Genomic DNA, 17344 nt, shown 5'->3' with positions numbered 1-17344 from the left:
AAAGTCGGCGATACTGACGATGTTCTGTTCTTTACTGATGCGGACCATCTTGCGCAGCACGAACCACCAAGTAAAAGCCATCAGGGTCGGGCCGAGGTAGATTGGCAGAAACTCAAGTCCGCTGGTGGCAGCTCGGCCGACGCTGCCGTAGAAGGTCCAGCTGGTGCAATAGATCGCCAGTGCCAGTGAATAAACGTGCGGGTTGGACAGGACGCTTTTCCCGCGTTTGCGTTGCCGGTCGGCATAAAAAGCGACGACAAACAGCAGGGCGATATAGAGCAGGGATATGAGCAGGACGACTTGTCCGGATATCATCGTGGCTGATTACTCCATCGTCTCGTCATCGCGGTAGCGGCTTTCCCGGTTCATCTGTCGTACAAACAACCAGGTGACACCGATCGATGCCGGCCAGCCGATATAGAAATAGAGCACCAGCGGCGGGATGCCAAAGATCATTTTCTGGTTGTTGAAAATGTGGATGAAGGGAAAATTGATCAAGATAACGCCGAGGATCAGACAGAGAATCCAGGCTTCTTTTGTGGAATCGCCTTGACGGTCTTTCATAGTCTCCCTCAGCAGCTCGGTCTCATTGGTAACACTGCCCTGTTATCCCGTTTTGTACGTCATCTGTCAACCGGCAGGGCAGCGCGGAAAAAACGTCTTGAGTTGATGTTTTTTGCCGTCGTTATTTTGAAATTTATCAGAGATTTCGCGCCTGTAAAGTAAATAAACAGTGCGGGAAAGGGTTTGACGATTTTTCACCGGTTGTGTTACTTATCAAGAATATCGAATAGTAAAGATCCGGGAAACCGGTTCCTCCCTTCGGACTGTCGCTGCGAATTGGACCCTATCGTTTCCATGACCAATATTATCTCCTTGATTTACAGTCGTTTTTTTCTTCTGCTGTTTGTCGGTATGCTGCCAGCTTGTGCATTACAGAAAGCGCCGCAGCCGCAGCCAGCTGGTTTCGACGGCTATCGTTCCGAATTGGCCGACCCGGAAGCTAAGGCTTTTTACGCTTACGTTGAATTTCGCATGCTGGCGGCCGAGAATCGCTGGGAAGAGGCCATCGCGGCACTACAGCGTGCTGTGACCTTCGATGAGCAGACACCCTACCTGCGGATGAATCTGGCAAAAGCACTGCTGCACAAAGATCAGACTGATGAATCTATTGTTTTGCTGCGGCAGATCCTGGAGCAGCAGCCGGATAACGTGGAAGGGCATGAGCTGCTCGGCGATCTGCTTGGCTATCAGGGGGACAACGAGGCAGCGGTTGAGCATTACCGGCAGGCATTGCAGGTTGATCCGGACAATGAAATGCTGCGCATGCGATTGGCAATGGCTTACGGTCGCCTGGGGCAGAATCTAAAAGCGATCGAGCTGCTGGAGAAAATGATCGCTGAACAGCCGGAAGCTAAACTCGCCCGGTTGTCGCTTGCACGCTTCTATCTGGAAATTAAAGAGACCGATAAAGCGAGTGCCGCGTTTCAGCAACTCGTAGAGCGTTATCCCGATTACCAGCAGGCAGTGCTTGAATTTGGTCAACTGCTGGAACGCCAGAAATTGTTTGCCGAAGCGTTTAGTCTTTACCGGCAGGCGATCAAGGAAAACCCGCGCCTTGTGATGATCCGCCAGCAGTTGGCGATGCTTTACCTGCGGCAGAACCGCAAAGCGGAGGCGTTGGAGCAGCTCCAGTCGGTGCGGCAACTGATGCCGGGAAATCTACAGGTGACCGGCCGCATCGGTCTGCTGCAGCTGGATATGGAGAATTGGGCGGTGGCAGAAGCGGATTTTCGCCAGCTGCTGGAAACGGGCGAAGGTGATGGGCGTAACAGGTATTATTTAGGGCTGGCTCTTCTCGGTCAGCAGAAATACCAGCAGGCGATCGAAGTGATGGCCCCCATCGATGACTCTTCACCGGTTTTTGCCGAGGCGGTGATTCAGCTGGCATATCTTTACCGCCAGTCAGGTGAGCTGGATAAAGCGATCGGCGGCTTGGAGCAGCTGCTGGCGCAGAATATTCAGCGGCCGGAAATCTATTTTTATCTCACCTCTTATTATGCCGATCACGAGCAGCTGGACAACGCCGCTGATGCCGTTTCCCGCGGGCTGAAACAGTTCCCGGATAATATCGATCTGCTTTATCAGTCTGCAGTCGTCCAGGAAAAGAAAGGCAATCGGAAGATGGCCTTGCAGCAGATGGAGCAGATCCTGGCTATCGATCCTGGGCATGCCGAGGCCCTCAATTTTATTGCTTATCACCACGCAGAAAAAGGAACCCGGCTGGAGCTTGCTCTGTCTCAGGCAAAACAGGCGCTCACCAGTAAAAAAACAGGCTATATTGTCGATACCCTGGGTTGGATTTATTTCAAGATGGGGCGTTATCAGGAGAGCAGGCAGCAGCTTGAAGAAGCGACCAGCCTGTTGCCGGAGGACCCTGTGATTCTGGAACACCTCGGCGATCTTTACCGGGCTCTGATGCTTTGGGAGGACGCAGCGGCTGCGTACAGGAAATCTCTGGAGCTTGACCCTCTGGCGGTGGGGGTTGAGGAAAAGCTGGAAGCACTCCCACTGGAGATGGATAAGTGAGACACCTGTTTGCGCTATTCCTGCTGCTGCTGATATCAGCCTGTGCGAAACCGCCACAGCAGATCTGGACCGATCTTCCGAGTAGCGACGAATTGCTGCAACGGATCGAGCAAACGACTGGACAGGTCAATTCTCTTGATGCGGCAGCAAGCGTTGCATTAACCACGGCAGGCAAATTCTTTTCCAGCCAGCAGTTTCTTTTGCTGGAGAGGCCGGAGCGGTTGCGGACAGATATTCTCACCGGTTTCGGGCAGTTGATCCTGCAGTTGACATCAGATGGTGAACAGTTGTCGGTGTTTGTGAATACCAAGGTGCCCGGGCGCTTTTATCGGGGGGAGGCCAGCCCGGATAATCTGGCCCGTTTTACCCGGATTCCACTGCAGCCTCGTGAATTGGTGAAAATTCTGCTGTACTCTCCGCCGATGATTCAGTATCAGCGGCAAGAGGTCAAGCCTGGTGAAAATAATGGCCTGTTGCTGTTGCTGGAAAACAGCGACATGCGGCAGGAAGTTTTGTTCGACGCCGAGTTGCGTGTGATCGGTTGCCGCTATTACAGCGGCAATAATCTTTTTTTGCAGGTTGATTATCAGCGTCTGGATGAAGAGAAACAGTTTCCCCGAACGATCCGTGTGGAGTTGCCGGAACAGCAGAGTCGTGCGACGGTGAAGTTTTCTGATTTAAAATTAAACCTTGAAATCCCTGCCGACAAGTTCCATTTGCAGCCGCCGGACGGTATTCCGGTGGAACCTTTGCCCTGAGGTTTACACTGATGAAAAGATTTTGTTTGCTGAGGTACGTTTTACTCTTTGCTGTTTTGTTGCTGGCTGGCTGCAACAACAATGAACAGGCTAGCCTGCCCGGTGTCGAAGAGTCGCTGACGCCGGAATATGGTGACACATTCATTGAAGCGTCGATCGGTGATGCCAGCGTGCTGCTGCCGGTTCTCGCCTCCGACTCGGCCTCCAGTTCGATCAATAGCATGTTGTACAACGGTCTGGTCCGTTACAACAAAGATCTGGTCATTGAAGGAGAGTTGGCAGAGTCTTGGGAGATTTCCCCAGACAATCTGAGTATTGTTTTCAAATTGCGCAAAAATGTGAAATGGCACGACGGTGAGCCTTTCACCTCGGCTGATGTCAAGTTCAACTACGAGCTTTATGTCGATCCGAAGACGCCGACCGCCTATGCCGAATCCTTCCGCCAGGTGACCCGCGTTGAAGCGCCCGATCCTTACACTTTTATCGCCTATTACGACAAGCCGTATGCGCCGGCGCTGATCAGTTGGGGCATGCCGATCCACCCGAAACATCTGCTCGAAGGGCAGGATGTCACCAAGAGTCCACTAGCGCGCAACCCGGTCGGCACAGGACCTTACACCCTGGTGGAGTGGCAGGCCGGGGAAAAAATTGTTCTCGAATCTAACCCTGATTATTTCGAGGGCCAGCCTTACATCAAACGGGTGGTTTACCGCATCATTCCCGATCAGGCAACGCAGTTCCTCGAGCTACAGACCGGCAGTCTCGACTTCATGGGGCTTTCTCCATTGCAGTATGATCGTCAGACCGATACCCCGGCGTTCCGCCGTCTGTACAACAAGTACCGGTATCTTGCCTTCGGTTACACCTATCTCGGCTACAATCTGCGGCGGCCACTGTTTCAGGACAAGCGGGTGAGGCAGGCGCTCTCCTTTGCGATCAATAAGCAGGAGATTATCGACGGGGTGCTGCTCGGTTACGGAGTCGCTGCGACTGGCCCCTACAAACCGGATACCTGGGTTTATAATCCGGATGTGCCGCGTTACGATTACAACCCGGATAAGGCGCGTGCGCTGTTGGCTGAGGCCGGCTGGGAAGACAGCGACGGCGATGGCATTCTTGATAAAGACGGGCAGAAGTTCTCTTTCGCTATCGTCACCAATCAGGGCAACGACCTGCGTTCGAAGACCGGTGAAATCATCCAGCGTCGCTTTAAGGAGATCGGGGTCGATGTGAAGCTGCGGATTATCGAGTGGGCGACCTTTCTCAAGGAGTTCATCAACCCCGGTAACTTCGACGCCACCATTCTTGGCTGGACCGGCGGGCCGGAACCCGATTCCTACAACGTCTGGCACTCGAGTAAGACTGGGCCGCAGCAGTTGAACTTCATCGGTTTTAAAAACGCCGAGGTCGACCTGGCGCTGGAAAAGGGCCGGCGAGTGTTTGATCTGCAGCAGCGCAAAGCTTTTTATGATAAATTTCAGGAAGTTCTGGCCGAAGAGCAGCCGTACACTTTCCTTTATATTTCAGAAGCATTGCCCGCTGTTTCCAAGCGCTTTCGTGGTGTTGAAGCAGCACCTGCTGGAATCAGGTATAATTTCAACCAGTGGTTTGTGCCGAAATCTGAACAGAAATATACACGCTGATACCGGGATAGTTTGATGCTGCAATATCTTGCCAAACGTCTGCTGCTGCTGATTCCTTTGCTGATCGGGATTACTCTGATTTCTTTTGTCGTCATCCATCTGGCGCCGGGAGAGCCGACCGACATCCAGACGCAGATGAACCCGCAGGCCAGCGCTGAACTGCAGGACCGGTTGCGGGTGCAGTACGGGCTGGATCAGCCGCTCTATGTGCAGTACGGCAGATGGTTGTCGCGGTTGGTGCAACTCGATTTCGGTGAGTCCTTCGCTACCGACCGGCGACCGGTACTCGACAAGGTGCTGGAACGGCTGCCGGTGACCATCCTGCTGAATGTGCTGTCGATTGTGTTGATCCTGGCGATATCGGTGCCTCTCGGGATTGTTTCCGCGGTCAAGAGGAACTCCGGTTTTGATCGTACGACCACGGTGCTGGTTTTTACCGGTTTTGCCATGCCATCTTTCTGGCTGGCATTGTTGATGATGGATTGGTTCGGTGTGCGCCTGGGAGTGTTGCCGATCTCCGGCCTGAAATCGCTCGGTTACGAATATTTGAACTGGGGAGGGCAGATTCTTGACCGCATCTCGCATCTGATCCTGCCTGTGTTCATCTCCGCGATCGGTGGCTTGGCCGGGTTTTCCCGTTACATGCGCTCCAATATGCTGGAAGTGGTACGACAGGATTATATCCTCACGGCACGGGCCAAAGGTTTGTCCGAGCGGGTGGTCATCTACAAGCATGCGCTGCGCAACGCTTTGTTGCCGGTGATTACCATCCTCGGACTTTCGGTGCCGGGGTTGATCGGTGGCAGCGTGATCTTCGAAACTATCTTTGCTATCCCCGGTATGGGCAAGCTGTTTTATGACGGTGTGATGATGCGCGATTATCCGCTGATTATGGGGATTCTGGTGATGGGTGCAGTGCTGACTTTACTCGGCAACCTGTTGGCGGATATTTCTTATGCGCTGGCTGATCCACGTATTCGACAGAGTGGACAGCAGGAGGGCTGAATTTGTTAACGTATGATTTAAAGGGGGAGTTATGAAATTAAAAACCAACCGGTTGGGCGAGATGTTGCTTGAAGCCGGTATGATCGATCAGTTCCAGCTGGAATCAGCGCTGTCGATGCAGCGCAACCTGGGTGGACGTATCGGCAGCGCCATAGTCAAGCTCGGCTATCTGCCGGAAGAAACGATTATGGAGTTTCTCGAGTCGCAGTCCAAGTTTTCCCGTGTCTCGCTGCAGGATTTGGAAATTCCTCTCAGTGTTATCAGTGTTTTGCCTGCAGACAAGCTTAAGCATCTGCTGGTGGCGCCGATTGAGCTGCGACAGAGTGGGCATGAAAAAACACTGCGCATTGCCATGACCGACCCGACCAACCAGAAATTGATTTCCGATCTGCAGTTTGCTACCGGTTGCCGCATTCTGCCTGTGCTGGCCTCGGAGGATGAAATCCGCAGTGCGCTGGAAAATAATCTGCCGGTCGAGCCACCGCAGCCTCCGCCCTCAGAGCCGGTACGGCAGCAGGCGACGCATGATCCAAACATGGTCGATTTCAGCGACCTGCCGGGAGAAGATCCGCGTCTCGACCGGTTGCTGGAAATTCTGAAACAAAAAGGTGTGCTCAGTGCCATCGATGTGGAACGGGTGAAGTTCGATTGATGCTAAGTCGTAGAAGCGCATTCATACGTGATGTCGTCTGGCAGCGCCTGCGGCATAACAGGATGGCCTTGGCTGGTGGCGTGATTGTCCTGCTGATGTTTCTTCTCGCCGCAATTGCATCACTGGTCAGTAGCGATCCGTCTGCCATCGATGTCAGCCAGAGCTTGTTGCCACCGAGCTGGGCGCATCCCCTTGGTACAGACGATCTGGGGCGGGATGTGCTGGTGCGGATGTTGTACGGCGCACGTATCTCCCTGCTGGTCGGTTTCGTCGCTGTCGGTATTTCCTGCCTGATCGGTATCTTCTTCGGTTCGCTGGCTGGCTATTATGGTGGCTGGATCGATTCGCTGATTATGCGCTTTGTTGATATCATGCTCTGCTTCCCGACCTTTTTCCTAATTCTGGCGGTCATCGCATTTCTCGATCCCTCAATCTGGAACATCATGATCGTTATCGGCTTGACCAGCTGGATGGGGGTGGCGCGTCTGATCCGTGCCGAGTTCCTCAGCTTGCGCCAACGCGATTTCGTCCTCGCCGCGCAGGCTTTAGGTGCTTCCGATTTCCGTCTAATTTTCCGCCATATTCTGCCGAATGCCATGTCTCCGGTGCTGGTCTCGGCCACCCTTGGTGTCGCTGGGGCTATTCTGACCGAGAGCGCATTGTCGTTCCTCGGTATTGGCGTGCAGCCGCCGACACCGTCCTGGGGCAACATGTTGATCGTTGGCAAGCAGACTTTGGGGAGCGCCTGGTGGCTGTCGGTTTTTCCTGGGCTGGCGATTCTGATCACCGTGCTCGGGTACAATCTGCTTGGTGAGGGCATCCGTGACGCGCTCGATCCGAGGTTGAAAGAATGACGGCGGACGTGTTGCTGGAGAGACGTTTCGCTGCTTTGGCTGATGGTGATTTTGCTACCGTATACGCGACTTACCACCAAGAATCCCCTTTCATTCAGCAGTTTTCCAGTCGGGGCGAATATGTTCGCTTCGCCAAAGCAAATCTGAGCGCGATTCAGGTGAAGAACTGGCAGGTGCTGAGCTGTCGCGAACTGGATGATAGACAGCAGGAACATCTGTTGGTGATAGAACTTTCTGTCGACGGTTACAGCCAGTTTTTTTACGAACTGGCACTGCTGGTCGATACGGAGGGTGGTTGGCGCTACCACTCTGCGCAGAAACTGGGAGCCGAGGATTATTCGGGTCCGCCCGATCAGATCGATTTCGAGCATTTCGATCGGGTTACTGAAAAAATCCGCTACTGATCTGTTATGCCTGAACTTCCAGAAGTAGAAACCACCTGTCGTGGTATTGCCCCGCTGATCACCGATTGTCAGATTGCCGAGTTGGTGTTGCGCACCGACAAACTGCGCTGGCCACTCGACCGCAGTTTATGCGTGTCTCTGCCTGGGCAAACCATCCGAAAAGTTGAACGCCGCGCCAAGTATCTTTTGCTGCATTGCAATGCCGGGGCGCTGATTCTTCACCTTGGTATGTCGGGCAGCCTGCGTGTGATCGCTGCCGACAGCACCGAAAACAAGCATGATCATGTCGACCTGATTTTCACCAACGGTAGCTGTCTGCGGTTCAACGATCCGCGCAAGTTCGGAGCACTGCTCTGGTGTAATGAGCCGAAAGCGCATCCACTTCTGGTAAAGCTGGGGCCCGAGCCGCTTTCCGCTGGGTTCGATGGCGAATATTTGTGGCAGGCATCGAGGCAGCGCAAAACAGCAATCAAGCCTTTTATCATGGATCAGAAACTGGTGGTTGGGGTTGGAAATATCTATGCTAGTGAATCTTTGTTTCGGGCCGGTATCCGACCCCAGACAGCAGCCGGTAAAGTCAGCCGTGCGCGCTATCAAAAACTGTCTGCTGCAATCAAGGAGATCCTGACAGAGGCAATCGCCGCTGGTGGAACCACTATTGCGGACTTCAAGCAGGCGGATGGCAAGCCTGGCTATTTCGCTCAGCAATTACAGGTTTACGGTCGGGACGGGGAGCCATGCCCACAATGCGGCCAGCCGATCAGCAGCGTCAAGCTGGGGCAGCGGTCGACGTGTTTTTGTCGCAATTGCCAGAAATAAACAATTTCTTAGGCTATACTTAATAACTATTCGTCGTTTCGCTAACGCCCTGACATTGTTTGATTAATGGAGAGACGAAGTGGACAAAAGAAGTCGTCTTCTGATTGTTGATGATGAGTACACTACTCTGCAGATGGTTACAGAAACGCTGAAAACGGATTATGACGTTATCATAGCCCAGGACGGTAATGAAGCTGTACGCAAATGTCGCGAAGAAGAACCAGACCTGATCCTGATGGATGTGATGATGCCAAATAAGGATGGCTATGAAGCCTGCTGGGAAATCAAAAGTGACCCCCAGTTCAGCGATCTTCCGGTTATTTTTCTGACCGCGGCGGATGATCTTAAGAATGAAATTCAGGGATTGGAAGCCGGTGGAATCGATTATTTGACCAAGCCGGTCAATCTGGTTCTGCTTAGCATGCGGGTGGCGAACCATCTGGAGATGAAGAAGAAGGCAGACTTGGTCAAGGCTCAGCGCGATCTGCTGCAGGTGCAGAAGCTGAAACTGGAAGCTGCCTTGGAGCGGATCAAAACTTTGGAAGGAATTATCCCGATCTGCCAGTACTGTAAGAGTATCCGCAACGATCAGGATAGCTGGCAGCGGCTGGAAGAGTATATCGAAAGTAATACCGATGCCCGTTTCAGCCATGGTATTTGCGATACCTGCAAAGAAGAGCATGTTTTGAAAAACAGGAAGAACTGAGCGGTAAAATGGAACAGTTTCCTTTTGTCTTTCCCTATCGTGTCGGTGTTGCCGATATTAACTATGGTGGCCATGTTGCCAATTCGGCGGTGCTGAACATTTTCCAGGATGCGCGCATCGCTTTTTTCGCCAGCCTCGGCCCCTACAGTGAACTCGACCTCGGAGGCTGCGGTATCATCATGCCGGAGGCTCATGTCTACTACCGCAATGAGATGTTCTTGCATGATGAGCTTCAGGTCGCTGTGCGCTGCAAAGATCTGAAGCGTTCCAGCTTTCTGCTGGAATACCGGATTGAGCGTTGTGGAGCAGTAACGGCCGAAGGAGAGACACCAATCGTCTGCTTCGATTACGCTAAACGCAAACCTTGTCGGATTCCTGAAGAATTCAAACAGAAAATCACCGAATCTATGGCGGCTTAAGTTTGCCGACCTGACTGTTTCGCAAATCATTGTCCTGCCAGTATGTCTGTTCCGTAAAAACCGGGCTTTCTCCTTGACGAAACAAGCCGCCAAGGGGTATTGTGCGCAGCAAAAAATTTGACCTTTTTGAGGATTGTAAATATGGAAGAACTGAACGAATTATTGCAACAACGCCGGGCAAAAATTGATACATTTCGTGAGTCCAGCCTCAATCCTTTCGCCAACGATTTTAAAGTAACTCACACCACCGCACAGATTGTCGATATGCACGCAGCAGACGACAAAGAAAAGCTGGAAGAGTGCGAGCAGGAATATCGTATTGGTGGCCGGGTGATGGCACGTCGTGATTTCGGCAAAGCTGCGTTCCTGCAATTGCAGGATGTCGGTGGTCGATTGCAGGTTTACGTGGCGAAAAACCAGGTTGGTGAGGAGGCGTTCGAGCAATTCAAGAAGTTTGATATCGGTGATATCATCGGTGTTTGCGGGACTCCCTTTCGGACCAAAACTGATGAACTGTCGCTACGTGCCAGTGAGATCCGCCTGTTGACAAAGTCTCTGCTGCCGCTGCCGGAGAAGTGGCACGGTCTGACCGATGTTGAGACCCGTTATCGTCAGCGTTACCTCGACCTGATCACCAATCTCGATGTACGGGAAACCTTCCGCAAGCGAAGCGAGATTGTCAGCCTGATCCGTAGTTTCATGATCGATAACGACTATCTTGAAGTGGAAACGCCGATGATGCATCCGGTGGCCGGTGGCGCAACTGCCAAGCCTTTTGTGACGCATCACAATACCCTGAAAATGGACCTGTTCCTGCGTATTGCTCCGGAGCTTTATCTCAAGCGCCTGGTGGTTGGCGGTTTCGACCGGGTCTTTGAGATCAACAGAAACTTCCGTAACGAGGGGATCTCGATTCAGCACAACCCGGAATTCACCATGATGGAGTTCTACCGTGCTTACGCCACCTATCACGATCTGATGGATTTCACTGAAGAGCTGATCTGTCATGTCGCCGATAAGGTTTGCGGTGGGTTGGTGATTCCTTACGGTGATAAAGAGGTCGACCTGACGCCACCATGGGATCGCCTGACTCTGAAGGAATCGATCGTTAAGTACGGCAAGGTTGAGATGACCGTTCTCGAAGATCATCAACAGGCCCTTAACTTCGCCAAATCGGTCGGCATCGAAATCGAAGGTCAGATCGGTCACGGCAAGCTGCTGACGGAGATCTTTGATGAAGTGGTTGAGCCGAACCTCTGGCAGCCGACCTTCATTACCGAATATCCGACCGAGGTTTCGCCGCTGTCGCGTAAAAATGACGAGCGCCCCGAGGTTGTCGATCGCTTTGAGCTGTTTGTTGTCGGTCGTGAACTGGCCAACGCCTTCTCCGAGCTGAATGACCCGATCGATCAGAAAGAACGTTTTGTCCAGCAGCTTGCGGAAAAAGCTGCCGGCGATGAAGAGGCACACGAGATGGATGAAGATTACATCCGTGCCCTTGAGTACGGTCTGCCGCCGACAGCAGGCGAGGGAATCGGCATCGACCGGCTGGTGATGCTACTGACTAACTCGGCGTCGATCCGCGACGTCATCCTGTTTCCGCAACTACGACCGGAAGCCGGTTAACGCCGGCCGAAACGGATACTTAATGGCGTACGAGTGGTTTATCAGCCTCCGCTACCTGCGGGCAAAGCGGAAGCAGACCTTTATCTCGGTCATCTCATTTATCTCCATCGCCGGGGTCACTCTCGGCGTTGCTGCATTGATCTTAGTGCTGGCGGTCATGACCGGTTTTACCGATGGTGTCCGTCAGCAAATTCTCGGCAATGTTCCTCATGTTCTGGTGCAACGTTACGGTGAAGGGCTGTCCAACCCGGACGAAATTGTCGCTGCGGCCGAGCAGGTTGAGCATGTGGTGTCGGCAACGCCGTTCGTTTCGAAAGAAGCGATGCTGCTGTCGCAGGGAAACGTTGCTGCGGTCAGTATCAAAGGGGTTGGTGCGCGGCATAAAGTCTTCGCTCAGGATCTGCTGACAGCTGACGGGCGTCCTCTGGTCGAGAGCTTTTTCGATGAAGAGCTTGATCGACCGGGGATCATCATCGGCATCGATACCGCGACCAGTATCGGTGTTTCGGTTGGTGATTCGATCAATGTCATCCCGCCGATGTTCAGTATCACCCCGTTCGGCATGGTGCCGAAAATGAAACCCTTCCGTGTGGCGGGAATCTTCGAAAAGCAGAGTAGCCTGGTCGACAGTTTTTATGCCTATATTCCGCTGCCGGTCGCGCAGAAGTTTTTCGACTCGGTCGGTGAAGTCAGTGGTGTTGAATTGGAAGTCGAGCGCTTTGATCAGGCACCACAGGTTGCCGCAGAGCTTGCCGAGGCTTACACGTTTCCCTACCTGGTTCGCCCCTGGCAAAGTTTGTACGGCTCTTTTCTCTCTGCATTGAAGCTGGAGAAACTGGGCCTTTTCATCGTTCTCGGCATCATCGTGCTGGTAGCGGCATTCAATATCGCGACGACGCTGATCATGGTGGTGATGGAGAAAAGTCGTGACATCGCTATTTTGCGGGCGATGGGGGCGAACGCGCGTAGCATCATGAAAATTTTCGTGCTGGAAGGTTTTATCATCGGTACTGTCGGCACCGGGCTGGGTACGGCACTCGGCGTCTTTCTGGCGCATTACGCTGATGCGATCATCAAGTTTCTCGAACGCACATTCCAGATCCGTATTTTCGACCAAAGGGTTTACGGTATGGAGCACTTTCCTTCGGACATCGTGCTGACCGATGTGGTTGCCGTGATGGTGATGGCAATGTCTATCTCGCTGCTGGCAACGATTTATCCGGCGTGGCGGGCATCACGCCTCGATCCGGCTGAGGCGTTGCGCTATGAGTAGCCCGGCGTTGATCGAAATCTGTAATCTGCAGAAGCGTTTTTCTACCCCTGGTGGGGAAATTCATGTGCTGCGCCAGGTTGACGCGCAGATTTCCGCCGGTGAGCGGGTCGCCGTTGTTGGAACCTCAGGAGCCGGGAAGACTACTTTGATGCATATCCTCGGGGGGCTGGATCGGCCGAGTGACGGTGAAGTTCGTTTTTCCGGCGAAGATATCTTCGCGTTGCGTGGGGTTGCGCTGGACGAATTTCGTAATCGTACTGTCGGCTTTGTTTTTCAGTTTCATCAGCTGTTGCCGGAATTTACTGCGCTGGAAAATGTAATGATGCCCCTTCTGATTGGTGGTGTTGGTCGGACGGAGGCCGCAGAGAAAGCGACAGAGTTGTTGGGTGAAGTAGGACTTGAGCAGCGCTTGAACCACAAGCCGGGGGCGCTTTCCGGTGGCGAACAGCAACGCGTTGCCATCGCTCGTGCCCTGGTACGACAGCCACAAATTTTGTTGGCCGATGAGCCGACTGGCAATCTCGACAGTGGAACATCCGATGAAATTTTGCAACTTCTCAACCGCATGCATCGAACTCGCGGGTTAACGATGCTCATTGTCACCCACAACCGGGAGCTTGCCGCCAGCCTCGATCGCATATTGCGTATGGAAGATGGCCGTTTGGTCGATGATCAGCTTAACTGATTTCACAATGGATTTACGAACCGGCCGACTCGGGAATTCCGGTTGAACTCATAATGACGTTTTTTTATAATCGCCATTTGGTTTTCTCATAACTGAGGGATGTTGATGTTCAAAAAACTACTGATAACTTTCTGCCTGGTGCTGTTGTCAACAATCGCCGCAGCGGAGGATTTCAAGGTCTCTGCCGTTGAAATCGAGGGAAATCTCCGGATCGAAACGTCGACCATTCTGGCGGCAACACCGATTCGGCCAGGCGATCAGGTTTCAATGGAAGATATCGATGCTGCAATGGCTAACCTCTTCTCTCTCGGACGGTTTGAGGACATCTCTGCACGCTTAACCGAAGTGCAAGGGGCGAAGGTCCTTACTTTCGTTGTCAGTGAGCTGCCATTGGTGCGCACCATCCGGTTCGATGGTCGAGACGAGATTACCGAAGAAACGCTGCGTTCGCGAGTGGTTCAGCCTGTTCCGGCAATGTACAGCCAGGCCAAGGTGCGAGAAAGTATTGTCGCGCTAAAAAACGCTTATGCTGAAGATGGCTATCATGCGGCAAATATTAAGGCGGAACTGGAAACCGACGAACGGAACGAGGCGGTCCTGGTTTTCAATATTGTCGAGGGCGACAAAGTTCTGATTGATGAAATTCGTTTCAGCGGTAACACAGTTATCGAAGCCGATGATCTTAAAGATGTTATGGAAAACCGGGAACGCTGGTGGCTTTCCTGGTTGACCGATCGTGGTGCTTACAATCCGGATGCGTTGGAATTGGATGTCGAGCGGATCAAGGCGGCTTATAAAGATAAAGGCTATATGGACATCAAGGTTCGTCAGCCGAAGGTGTCGCTGATCGATAAAGATCGCTATTTCTTGATTGAGATTGAAGTCGACGAGGGAGATCAGTACAAAGTTGGTACTCTAGGCGTCAAGGGGGATTTGCTGAAATCGGAAGAGGAGTTGTTGGAGAATATCAGCCTGGGGAATGGCGATGTTTTCAATCGTTCCGAACTGCATCGCAGCATCGAGCTTTTGACAGATATCTACGCTGAGGAAGGGTACGCCAACGTCAACGTTGCGCCGCTGAGCAACAAGGACAAGCAGTCTCTGACCATCGATCTGATGTTCGATATCGAGCAGGGAGAGAAGATCTACATCGAGCGAGTCAATGTGCGCGGCAACACCCGCACCCGGGACAAGGTGGTACGGCGTGAGGTGCCGATCGTCGAAGGAGAGACCTACAGCGCCAGCAAAATCAAGGAGGCAAACCGCCGCGTCCGTAACCTCGGTTATTTCGATGAGGTCAACGTGACCAAGGCCCCCGGCAGCGCTGAAAATCAAGCGGTTCTGAATGTCGATGTCAAAGAAAAACCGACCGGAACTTTCTCGATCGGTGCTGGATATTCTTCAGTTGATAGCTTCATTGCTCAGGGTTCCATCACCCAGGATAACTTTCTTGGCCTGGGCTTGAAATTGAGGCTTTCAGCCGCCTTAAGTGGGAGCTCTAATACTTTTTCTTTAGGTGTGACTGATCCATATTTCCTCGATACGGAATGGACTGTTGGCGGGGAAGTTTATAAAACTGAGCGTGAGTATGATGATTACGATGAGAACCGAACCGGTGGAGCACTCAAGGCCGGCCATCGCATCGCGGAATATACCAAGGGCTATCTGACCTATCGCTTTGAACAGAGTGAAATTCTCAATATTGACGAAAGTGTCACCAGTGCTATCGTTTTGGATGCCGAGGGAACTTCGACCCATTCCTCGTTGACAGGCGAAATTGTACGTAACAGCACCGATTATCATCTGGATCCCAGCACCGGCGGTATTTCCAGCATCTCTTTGCAGTATGCCGGCATCGGCGGGACGGAGAATTTCCTTAAGACAATTCTGGAACATCGACATTTCTGGCCATTGTTCTGGGGAACTGTGTTTTCGTTGCATGGTGAAACAGGATCCGTTTTTGAGACACAAAGCGATGGCTTGCCATTGGGTGAAAAGTTTTTTCTCGGCGGTATTCGCAACATGCGAGGTTTTGAGACCCGCGAGGTTGGCCCGCAGGATGAGGGGACATACATCGGCGGTGAAACCATGGCTTATTTTAACTTTGAATTTATTTTTCCCATTTCCAAAAGCATGGGCCTGAAAGGCTTGTTGTTTTACGATATTGGCAACGCCTGGCTGAAACATGAAGATTATGGTTCGGACTGGCGCCACAGTGCTGGAGCCGGTATCCGCTGGAACAGCCCGTTGGGGCCGCTCCGTTTCGAGTGGGGTTACAACCTTGATCCCCGCGATGATGAAGATCAGTCTGTTTTTGAATTTACGATTGGTAAACCTTTTTAAGCGACTTAAAACAGGAGAAAAAGAATGAAGAAAATTATCGTTGCTCTGGTTTCGTTGATGCTATTTGCTGTTCCGGCCATGGCTGAAATGAAAATAGCTTACGTTGATCTGCAGAAAGCATTGAACTTGTCAATGGCAGGTGTGGCTGCAAAGAATGAAATCGCTGCACAGGTAAAAAAATATGAGGACGAATTTAAAGCCAAGCAGGACGATCTGCAAAAGATGAAGGACGAACTTGAGAAGCAGGCGGTGCTTTTGTCCGACAGTGCCAAGGCGCAAAAAGAACGCGAATTCCAGCAGAACATCAAAGAACTGCAGCGTTTCCAGAAGGACGTCAAAGAGGAACTGCAGCAGCGTGATGCCGATGCGACTAAGAAAATTCTGAACCGGTTGTTTGAAATCCTGCAGACGCTTGGAAAAGACGGTGGCTACCAGATGATCCTGGAGAAAAATGAGGGAGCGGTTATTTACGCCGATAAAAGTGTTGACCTGACCGACGAGCTGATCAAAGCGTTTGACGCAGCCCAATAATCATGAGTGCGACTTTACAGCAACTGGCCGAACTGATCGGTGCAGAATTGCAGGGTGACCCGACGTTGGAGATACGTCGGGTTTTCCCGATCGACCAGGCGCAAGCGGGCGATATCACTTTTGTTGCCAATCCCAAGTATCTGTCGAAGCTGAAAGATTGTCAGGCTTCGGCGGTGATTGTTGCTCCTGGGCTTGAAGCGCCAGATATGAACCTGCTAGTTACTGAGAACCCTTATCTGGCATTCGCAAAGATTCTGACTTTTCTGCAGGGTGAGAGCACTGCTCCGAAGGGTATCATGCAGGGTGCGCATGTTGCCGAAACTGCAGAGTTGGGCGACGGTGTTTCAGTTTATCCAGGTGCTGTTATTGGCGAAAATGTGAAAGTTGGTGCAGGGACGGTGCTGCATCCGGGGGTTGTTGTTTATGCTGATGTGGTGATCGGTGAAAACTGCCTGTTGCACGCTGGTGCCATCGTACGGGAAGGTTGTCGTTTGGGCAATCGGGTTATCCTGCAGCCTTCTGCGGTTATCGGTGCAGATGGTTTCGGTTTTGCCCCGGACGGCAGTAGCTATTACAAAATTCCGCAGGTCGGAATTGTTGTTTTGGAAGACGATGTCGAGATCGGTGCTTGCAGCTGTGTTGATCGTGCTGCCATGGGTGTCACCCGCATCGGTCGCGGCACCAAGTTTGATAACCTTGTGCAGATCGGTCACAATGCAGACATCGGTGAAGATTGCCTTCTAGTGTCCCATTGTGGTGTCGCAGGTAGCAGTAAAGTTGGTAATCACTGTACTTTTGGCGGTCAGACAGCAGTCGCCGGCCATGTGACGGTAGGTGATAATGTGACTCTTGGTGGTCGTACTGGGGTTACCGGTAACGTTGATTCTAATCAATTACTTAGCGGCCTGCCGCCGGTTCCTCACAAGGAATGGTTGAAAATGACGATGTCTTTGCCGAAAGTCCCGGAAATGCGCAAAGAATTGCAAAAATTGAAGAAACGCCTGGCTGAGCTTGAAGCCCAGGTGAAGGAGGATTAA

17 protein-coding genes are annotated in these 17344 nt (G+C 52.2%); 16 read left to right on the top strand and 1 reads right to left on the bottom strand.

What is annotated here, in order from left to right:
• Positions 1-324 precede the first annotated feature (324 nt).
• Positions 325-564, bottom strand: coding sequence for a hypothetical protein (locus BUB13_RS02300; protein ID WP_072905122.1), 240 nt, complete (start codon positions 562-564; stop codon positions 325-327).
• Between the two features lie 294 nt (positions 565-858).
• Here BUB13_RS02300 and BUB13_RS02295 point away from each other — a divergent pair, with 294 nt between their 5' ends.
• From BUB13_RS02295 to lpxD, 16 genes are all read left to right on the top strand, one after another.
• Entirely contained in the window at positions 859-2589 is a 1731-nt protein-coding gene (locus BUB13_RS02295) for a tetratricopeptide repeat protein (protein ID WP_072905121.1), read from the top strand.
• Positions 2586-3347: a LolA family protein gene (locus tag BUB13_RS02290; protein ID WP_072905120.1), complete on the top strand. Its 762-nt coding sequence runs from the start codon at positions 2586-2588 to the stop codon at positions 3345-3347. Before BUB13_RS02295 ends, BUB13_RS02290 begins: the two co-directional genes overlap by 4 nt.
• A gap of 11 nt (positions 3348-3358) precedes the next feature.
• Positions 3359-4990 (top strand): peptide-binding protein, encoded by a 1632-nt coding sequence (locus BUB13_RS02285; protein ID WP_072905119.1) that lies wholly within the window; start codon positions 3359-3361, stop codon positions 4988-4990.
• Positions 4991-5005: 15 nt separating this feature from the next.
• Positions 5006-5995 carry an ABC transporter permease gene (locus BUB13_RS02280; protein WP_072905118.1) on the top strand — a complete coding sequence of 330 codons (990 nt, stop codon included), beginning with the start codon at positions 5006-5008 and terminating at the stop codon, positions 5993-5995.
• Between the two features lie 31 nt (positions 5996-6026).
• On the top strand, positions 6027-6647 hold the full coding sequence (locus tag BUB13_RS02275) for a cyclic di-GMP-binding domain-containing protein, MshE-related (RefSeq protein ID WP_072905117.1): 621 nt from the start codon (positions 6027-6029) through the stop codon (positions 6645-6647).
• Positions 6647-7501, top strand: a complete 855-nt coding sequence (locus BUB13_RS02270; protein WP_072905116.1) for an ABC transporter permease — start codon at positions 6647-6649, stop codon at positions 7499-7501. Before BUB13_RS02275 ends, BUB13_RS02270 begins: the two co-directional genes overlap by 1 nt.
• A complete protein-coding gene (locus BUB13_RS02265; protein WP_072905115.1) occupies positions 7498-7905 on the top strand; it encodes a hypothetical protein in 408 nt (135 codons plus the stop codon). Before BUB13_RS02270 ends, BUB13_RS02265 begins: the two co-directional genes overlap by 4 nt.
• 6 nt (positions 7906-7911) lie before the next feature.
• Positions 7912-8724: a bifunctional DNA-formamidopyrimidine glycosylase/DNA-(apurinic or apyrimidinic site) lyase gene (mutM, locus tag BUB13_RS02260; protein ID WP_072905114.1), complete on the top strand. Its 813-nt coding sequence runs from the start codon at positions 7912-7914 to the stop codon at positions 8722-8724.
• A 79-nt stretch (positions 8725-8803) separates the two neighbouring features.
• Positions 8804-9430, top strand: coding sequence for a response regulator (locus BUB13_RS02255; protein ID WP_072905113.1), 627 nt, complete (start codon positions 8804-8806; stop codon positions 9428-9430).
• 8 nt (positions 9431-9438) lie between these two features.
• Complete coding sequence (locus tag BUB13_RS02250; protein WP_072905112.1) at positions 9439-9849, top strand: acyl-CoA thioesterase; 411 nt, start codon at positions 9439-9441, stop codon at positions 9847-9849.
• 141 nt (positions 9850-9990) lie between these two features.
• Positions 9991-11475 carry a lysine--tRNA ligase gene (lysS, locus tag BUB13_RS02245; protein ID WP_072905111.1) on the top strand — a complete coding sequence of 495 codons (1485 nt, stop codon included), beginning with the start codon at positions 9991-9993 and terminating at the stop codon, positions 11473-11475.
• Between the two features lie 22 nt (positions 11476-11497).
• A complete protein-coding gene (locus tag BUB13_RS02240; protein WP_072905110.1) occupies positions 11498-12748 on the top strand; it encodes a lipoprotein-releasing ABC transporter permease subunit in 1251 nt (416 codons plus the stop codon).
• Positions 12741-13433 (top strand): ABC transporter ATP-binding protein, encoded by a 693-nt coding sequence (locus BUB13_RS02235; RefSeq protein ID WP_072905109.1) that lies wholly within the window; start codon positions 12741-12743, stop codon positions 13431-13433. The genes BUB13_RS02240 and BUB13_RS02235 overlap by 8 nt, the downstream gene beginning before the upstream one ends.
• A 105-nt stretch (positions 13434-13538) precedes the next feature.
• Positions 13539-15776: an outer membrane protein assembly factor BamA gene (gene bamA / locus BUB13_RS02230; protein ID WP_161947607.1), complete on the top strand. Its 2238-nt coding sequence runs from the start codon at positions 13539-13541 to the stop codon at positions 15774-15776.
• Between the two features lie 24 nt (positions 15777-15800).
• A complete protein-coding gene (locus BUB13_RS02225) occupies positions 15801-16307 on the top strand; it encodes an OmpH/Skp family outer membrane protein (RefSeq protein WP_072905107.1) in 507 nt (168 codons plus the stop codon).
• A 2-nt stretch (positions 16308-16309) separates the two neighbouring features.
• The gene (gene lpxD / locus BUB13_RS02220; protein ID WP_072905106.1) at positions 16310-17344 is read left to right on the top strand and encodes a UDP-3-O-(3-hydroxymyristoyl)glucosamine N-acyltransferase; all 1035 of its coding nucleotides are present in this window, start codon (positions 16310-16312) and stop codon (positions 17342-17344) included.

Origin of the sequence: Malonomonas rubra DSM 5091 (genome assembly GCF_900142125.1) — a bacterium.
Lineage (GTDB): Bacteria > Desulfobacterota > Desulfuromonadia > Desulfuromonadales > Geopsychrobacteraceae > Malonomonas > Malonomonas rubra.
This window is presented reverse-complemented; position numbering and strand designations above follow the sequence as displayed.

Excerpts from the sequence above, each read along its gene's own strand:
- BUB13_RS02300 (WP_072905122.1), bottom strand. The coding sequence starts at position 564 with ATGAAAGACCGTCAAGGCGATTCCACAAAAGAAGCCTGGATTCTCTGT.
- BUB13_RS02295 (WP_072905121.1), top strand. The coding sequence starts at position 859 with ATGACCAATATTATCTCCTTGATTTACAGTCGTTTTTTTCTTCTGCTG.
- BUB13_RS02285 (WP_072905119.1), top strand. The coding sequence starts at position 3,359 with ATGAAAAGATTTTGTTTGCTGAGGTACGTTTTACTCTTTGCTGTTTTG.
- BUB13_RS02280 (WP_072905118.1), top strand. The coding sequence starts at position 5,006 with ATGCTGCAATATCTTGCCAAACGTCTGCTGCTGCTGATTCCTTTGCTG.
- BUB13_RS02275 (WP_072905117.1), top strand. The coding sequence starts at position 6,027 with ATGAAATTAAAAACCAACCGGTTGGGCGAGATGTTGCTTGAAGCCGGT.
- BUB13_RS02270 (WP_072905116.1), top strand. The coding sequence starts at position 6,647 with ATGCTAAGTCGTAGAAGCGCATTCATACGTGATGTCGTCTGGCAGCGC.
- BUB13_RS02265 (WP_072905115.1), top strand. The coding sequence starts at position 7,498 with ATGACGGCGGACGTGTTGCTGGAGAGACGTTTCGCTGCTTTGGCTGAT.
- mutM (WP_072905114.1), top strand. The coding sequence starts at position 7,912 with ATGCCTGAACTTCCAGAAGTAGAAACCACCTGTCGTGGTATTGCCCCG.
- BUB13_RS02250 (WP_072905112.1), top strand. The coding sequence starts at position 9,439 with ATGGAACAGTTTCCTTTTGTCTTTCCCTATCGTGTCGGTGTTGCCGAT.
- lysS (WP_072905111.1), top strand. The coding sequence starts at position 9,991 with ATGGAAGAACTGAACGAATTATTGCAACAACGCCGGGCAAAAATTGAT.
- BUB13_RS02240 (WP_072905110.1), top strand. The coding sequence starts at position 11,498 with ATGGCGTACGAGTGGTTTATCAGCCTCCGCTACCTGCGGGCAAAGCGG.
- BUB13_RS02235 (WP_072905109.1), top strand. The coding sequence starts at position 12,741 with ATGAGTAGCCCGGCGTTGATCGAAATCTGTAATCTGCAGAAGCGTTTT.
- bamA (WP_161947607.1), top strand. The coding sequence starts at position 13,539 with ATGTTCAAAAAACTACTGATAACTTTCTGCCTGGTGCTGTTGTCAACA.
- BUB13_RS02225 (WP_072905107.1), top strand. The coding sequence starts at position 15,801 with ATGAAGAAAATTATCGTTGCTCTGGTTTCGTTGATGCTATTTGCTGTT.
- lpxD (WP_072905106.1), top strand. The coding sequence starts at position 16,310 with ATGAGTGCGACTTTACAGCAACTGGCCGAACTGATCGGTGCAGAATTG.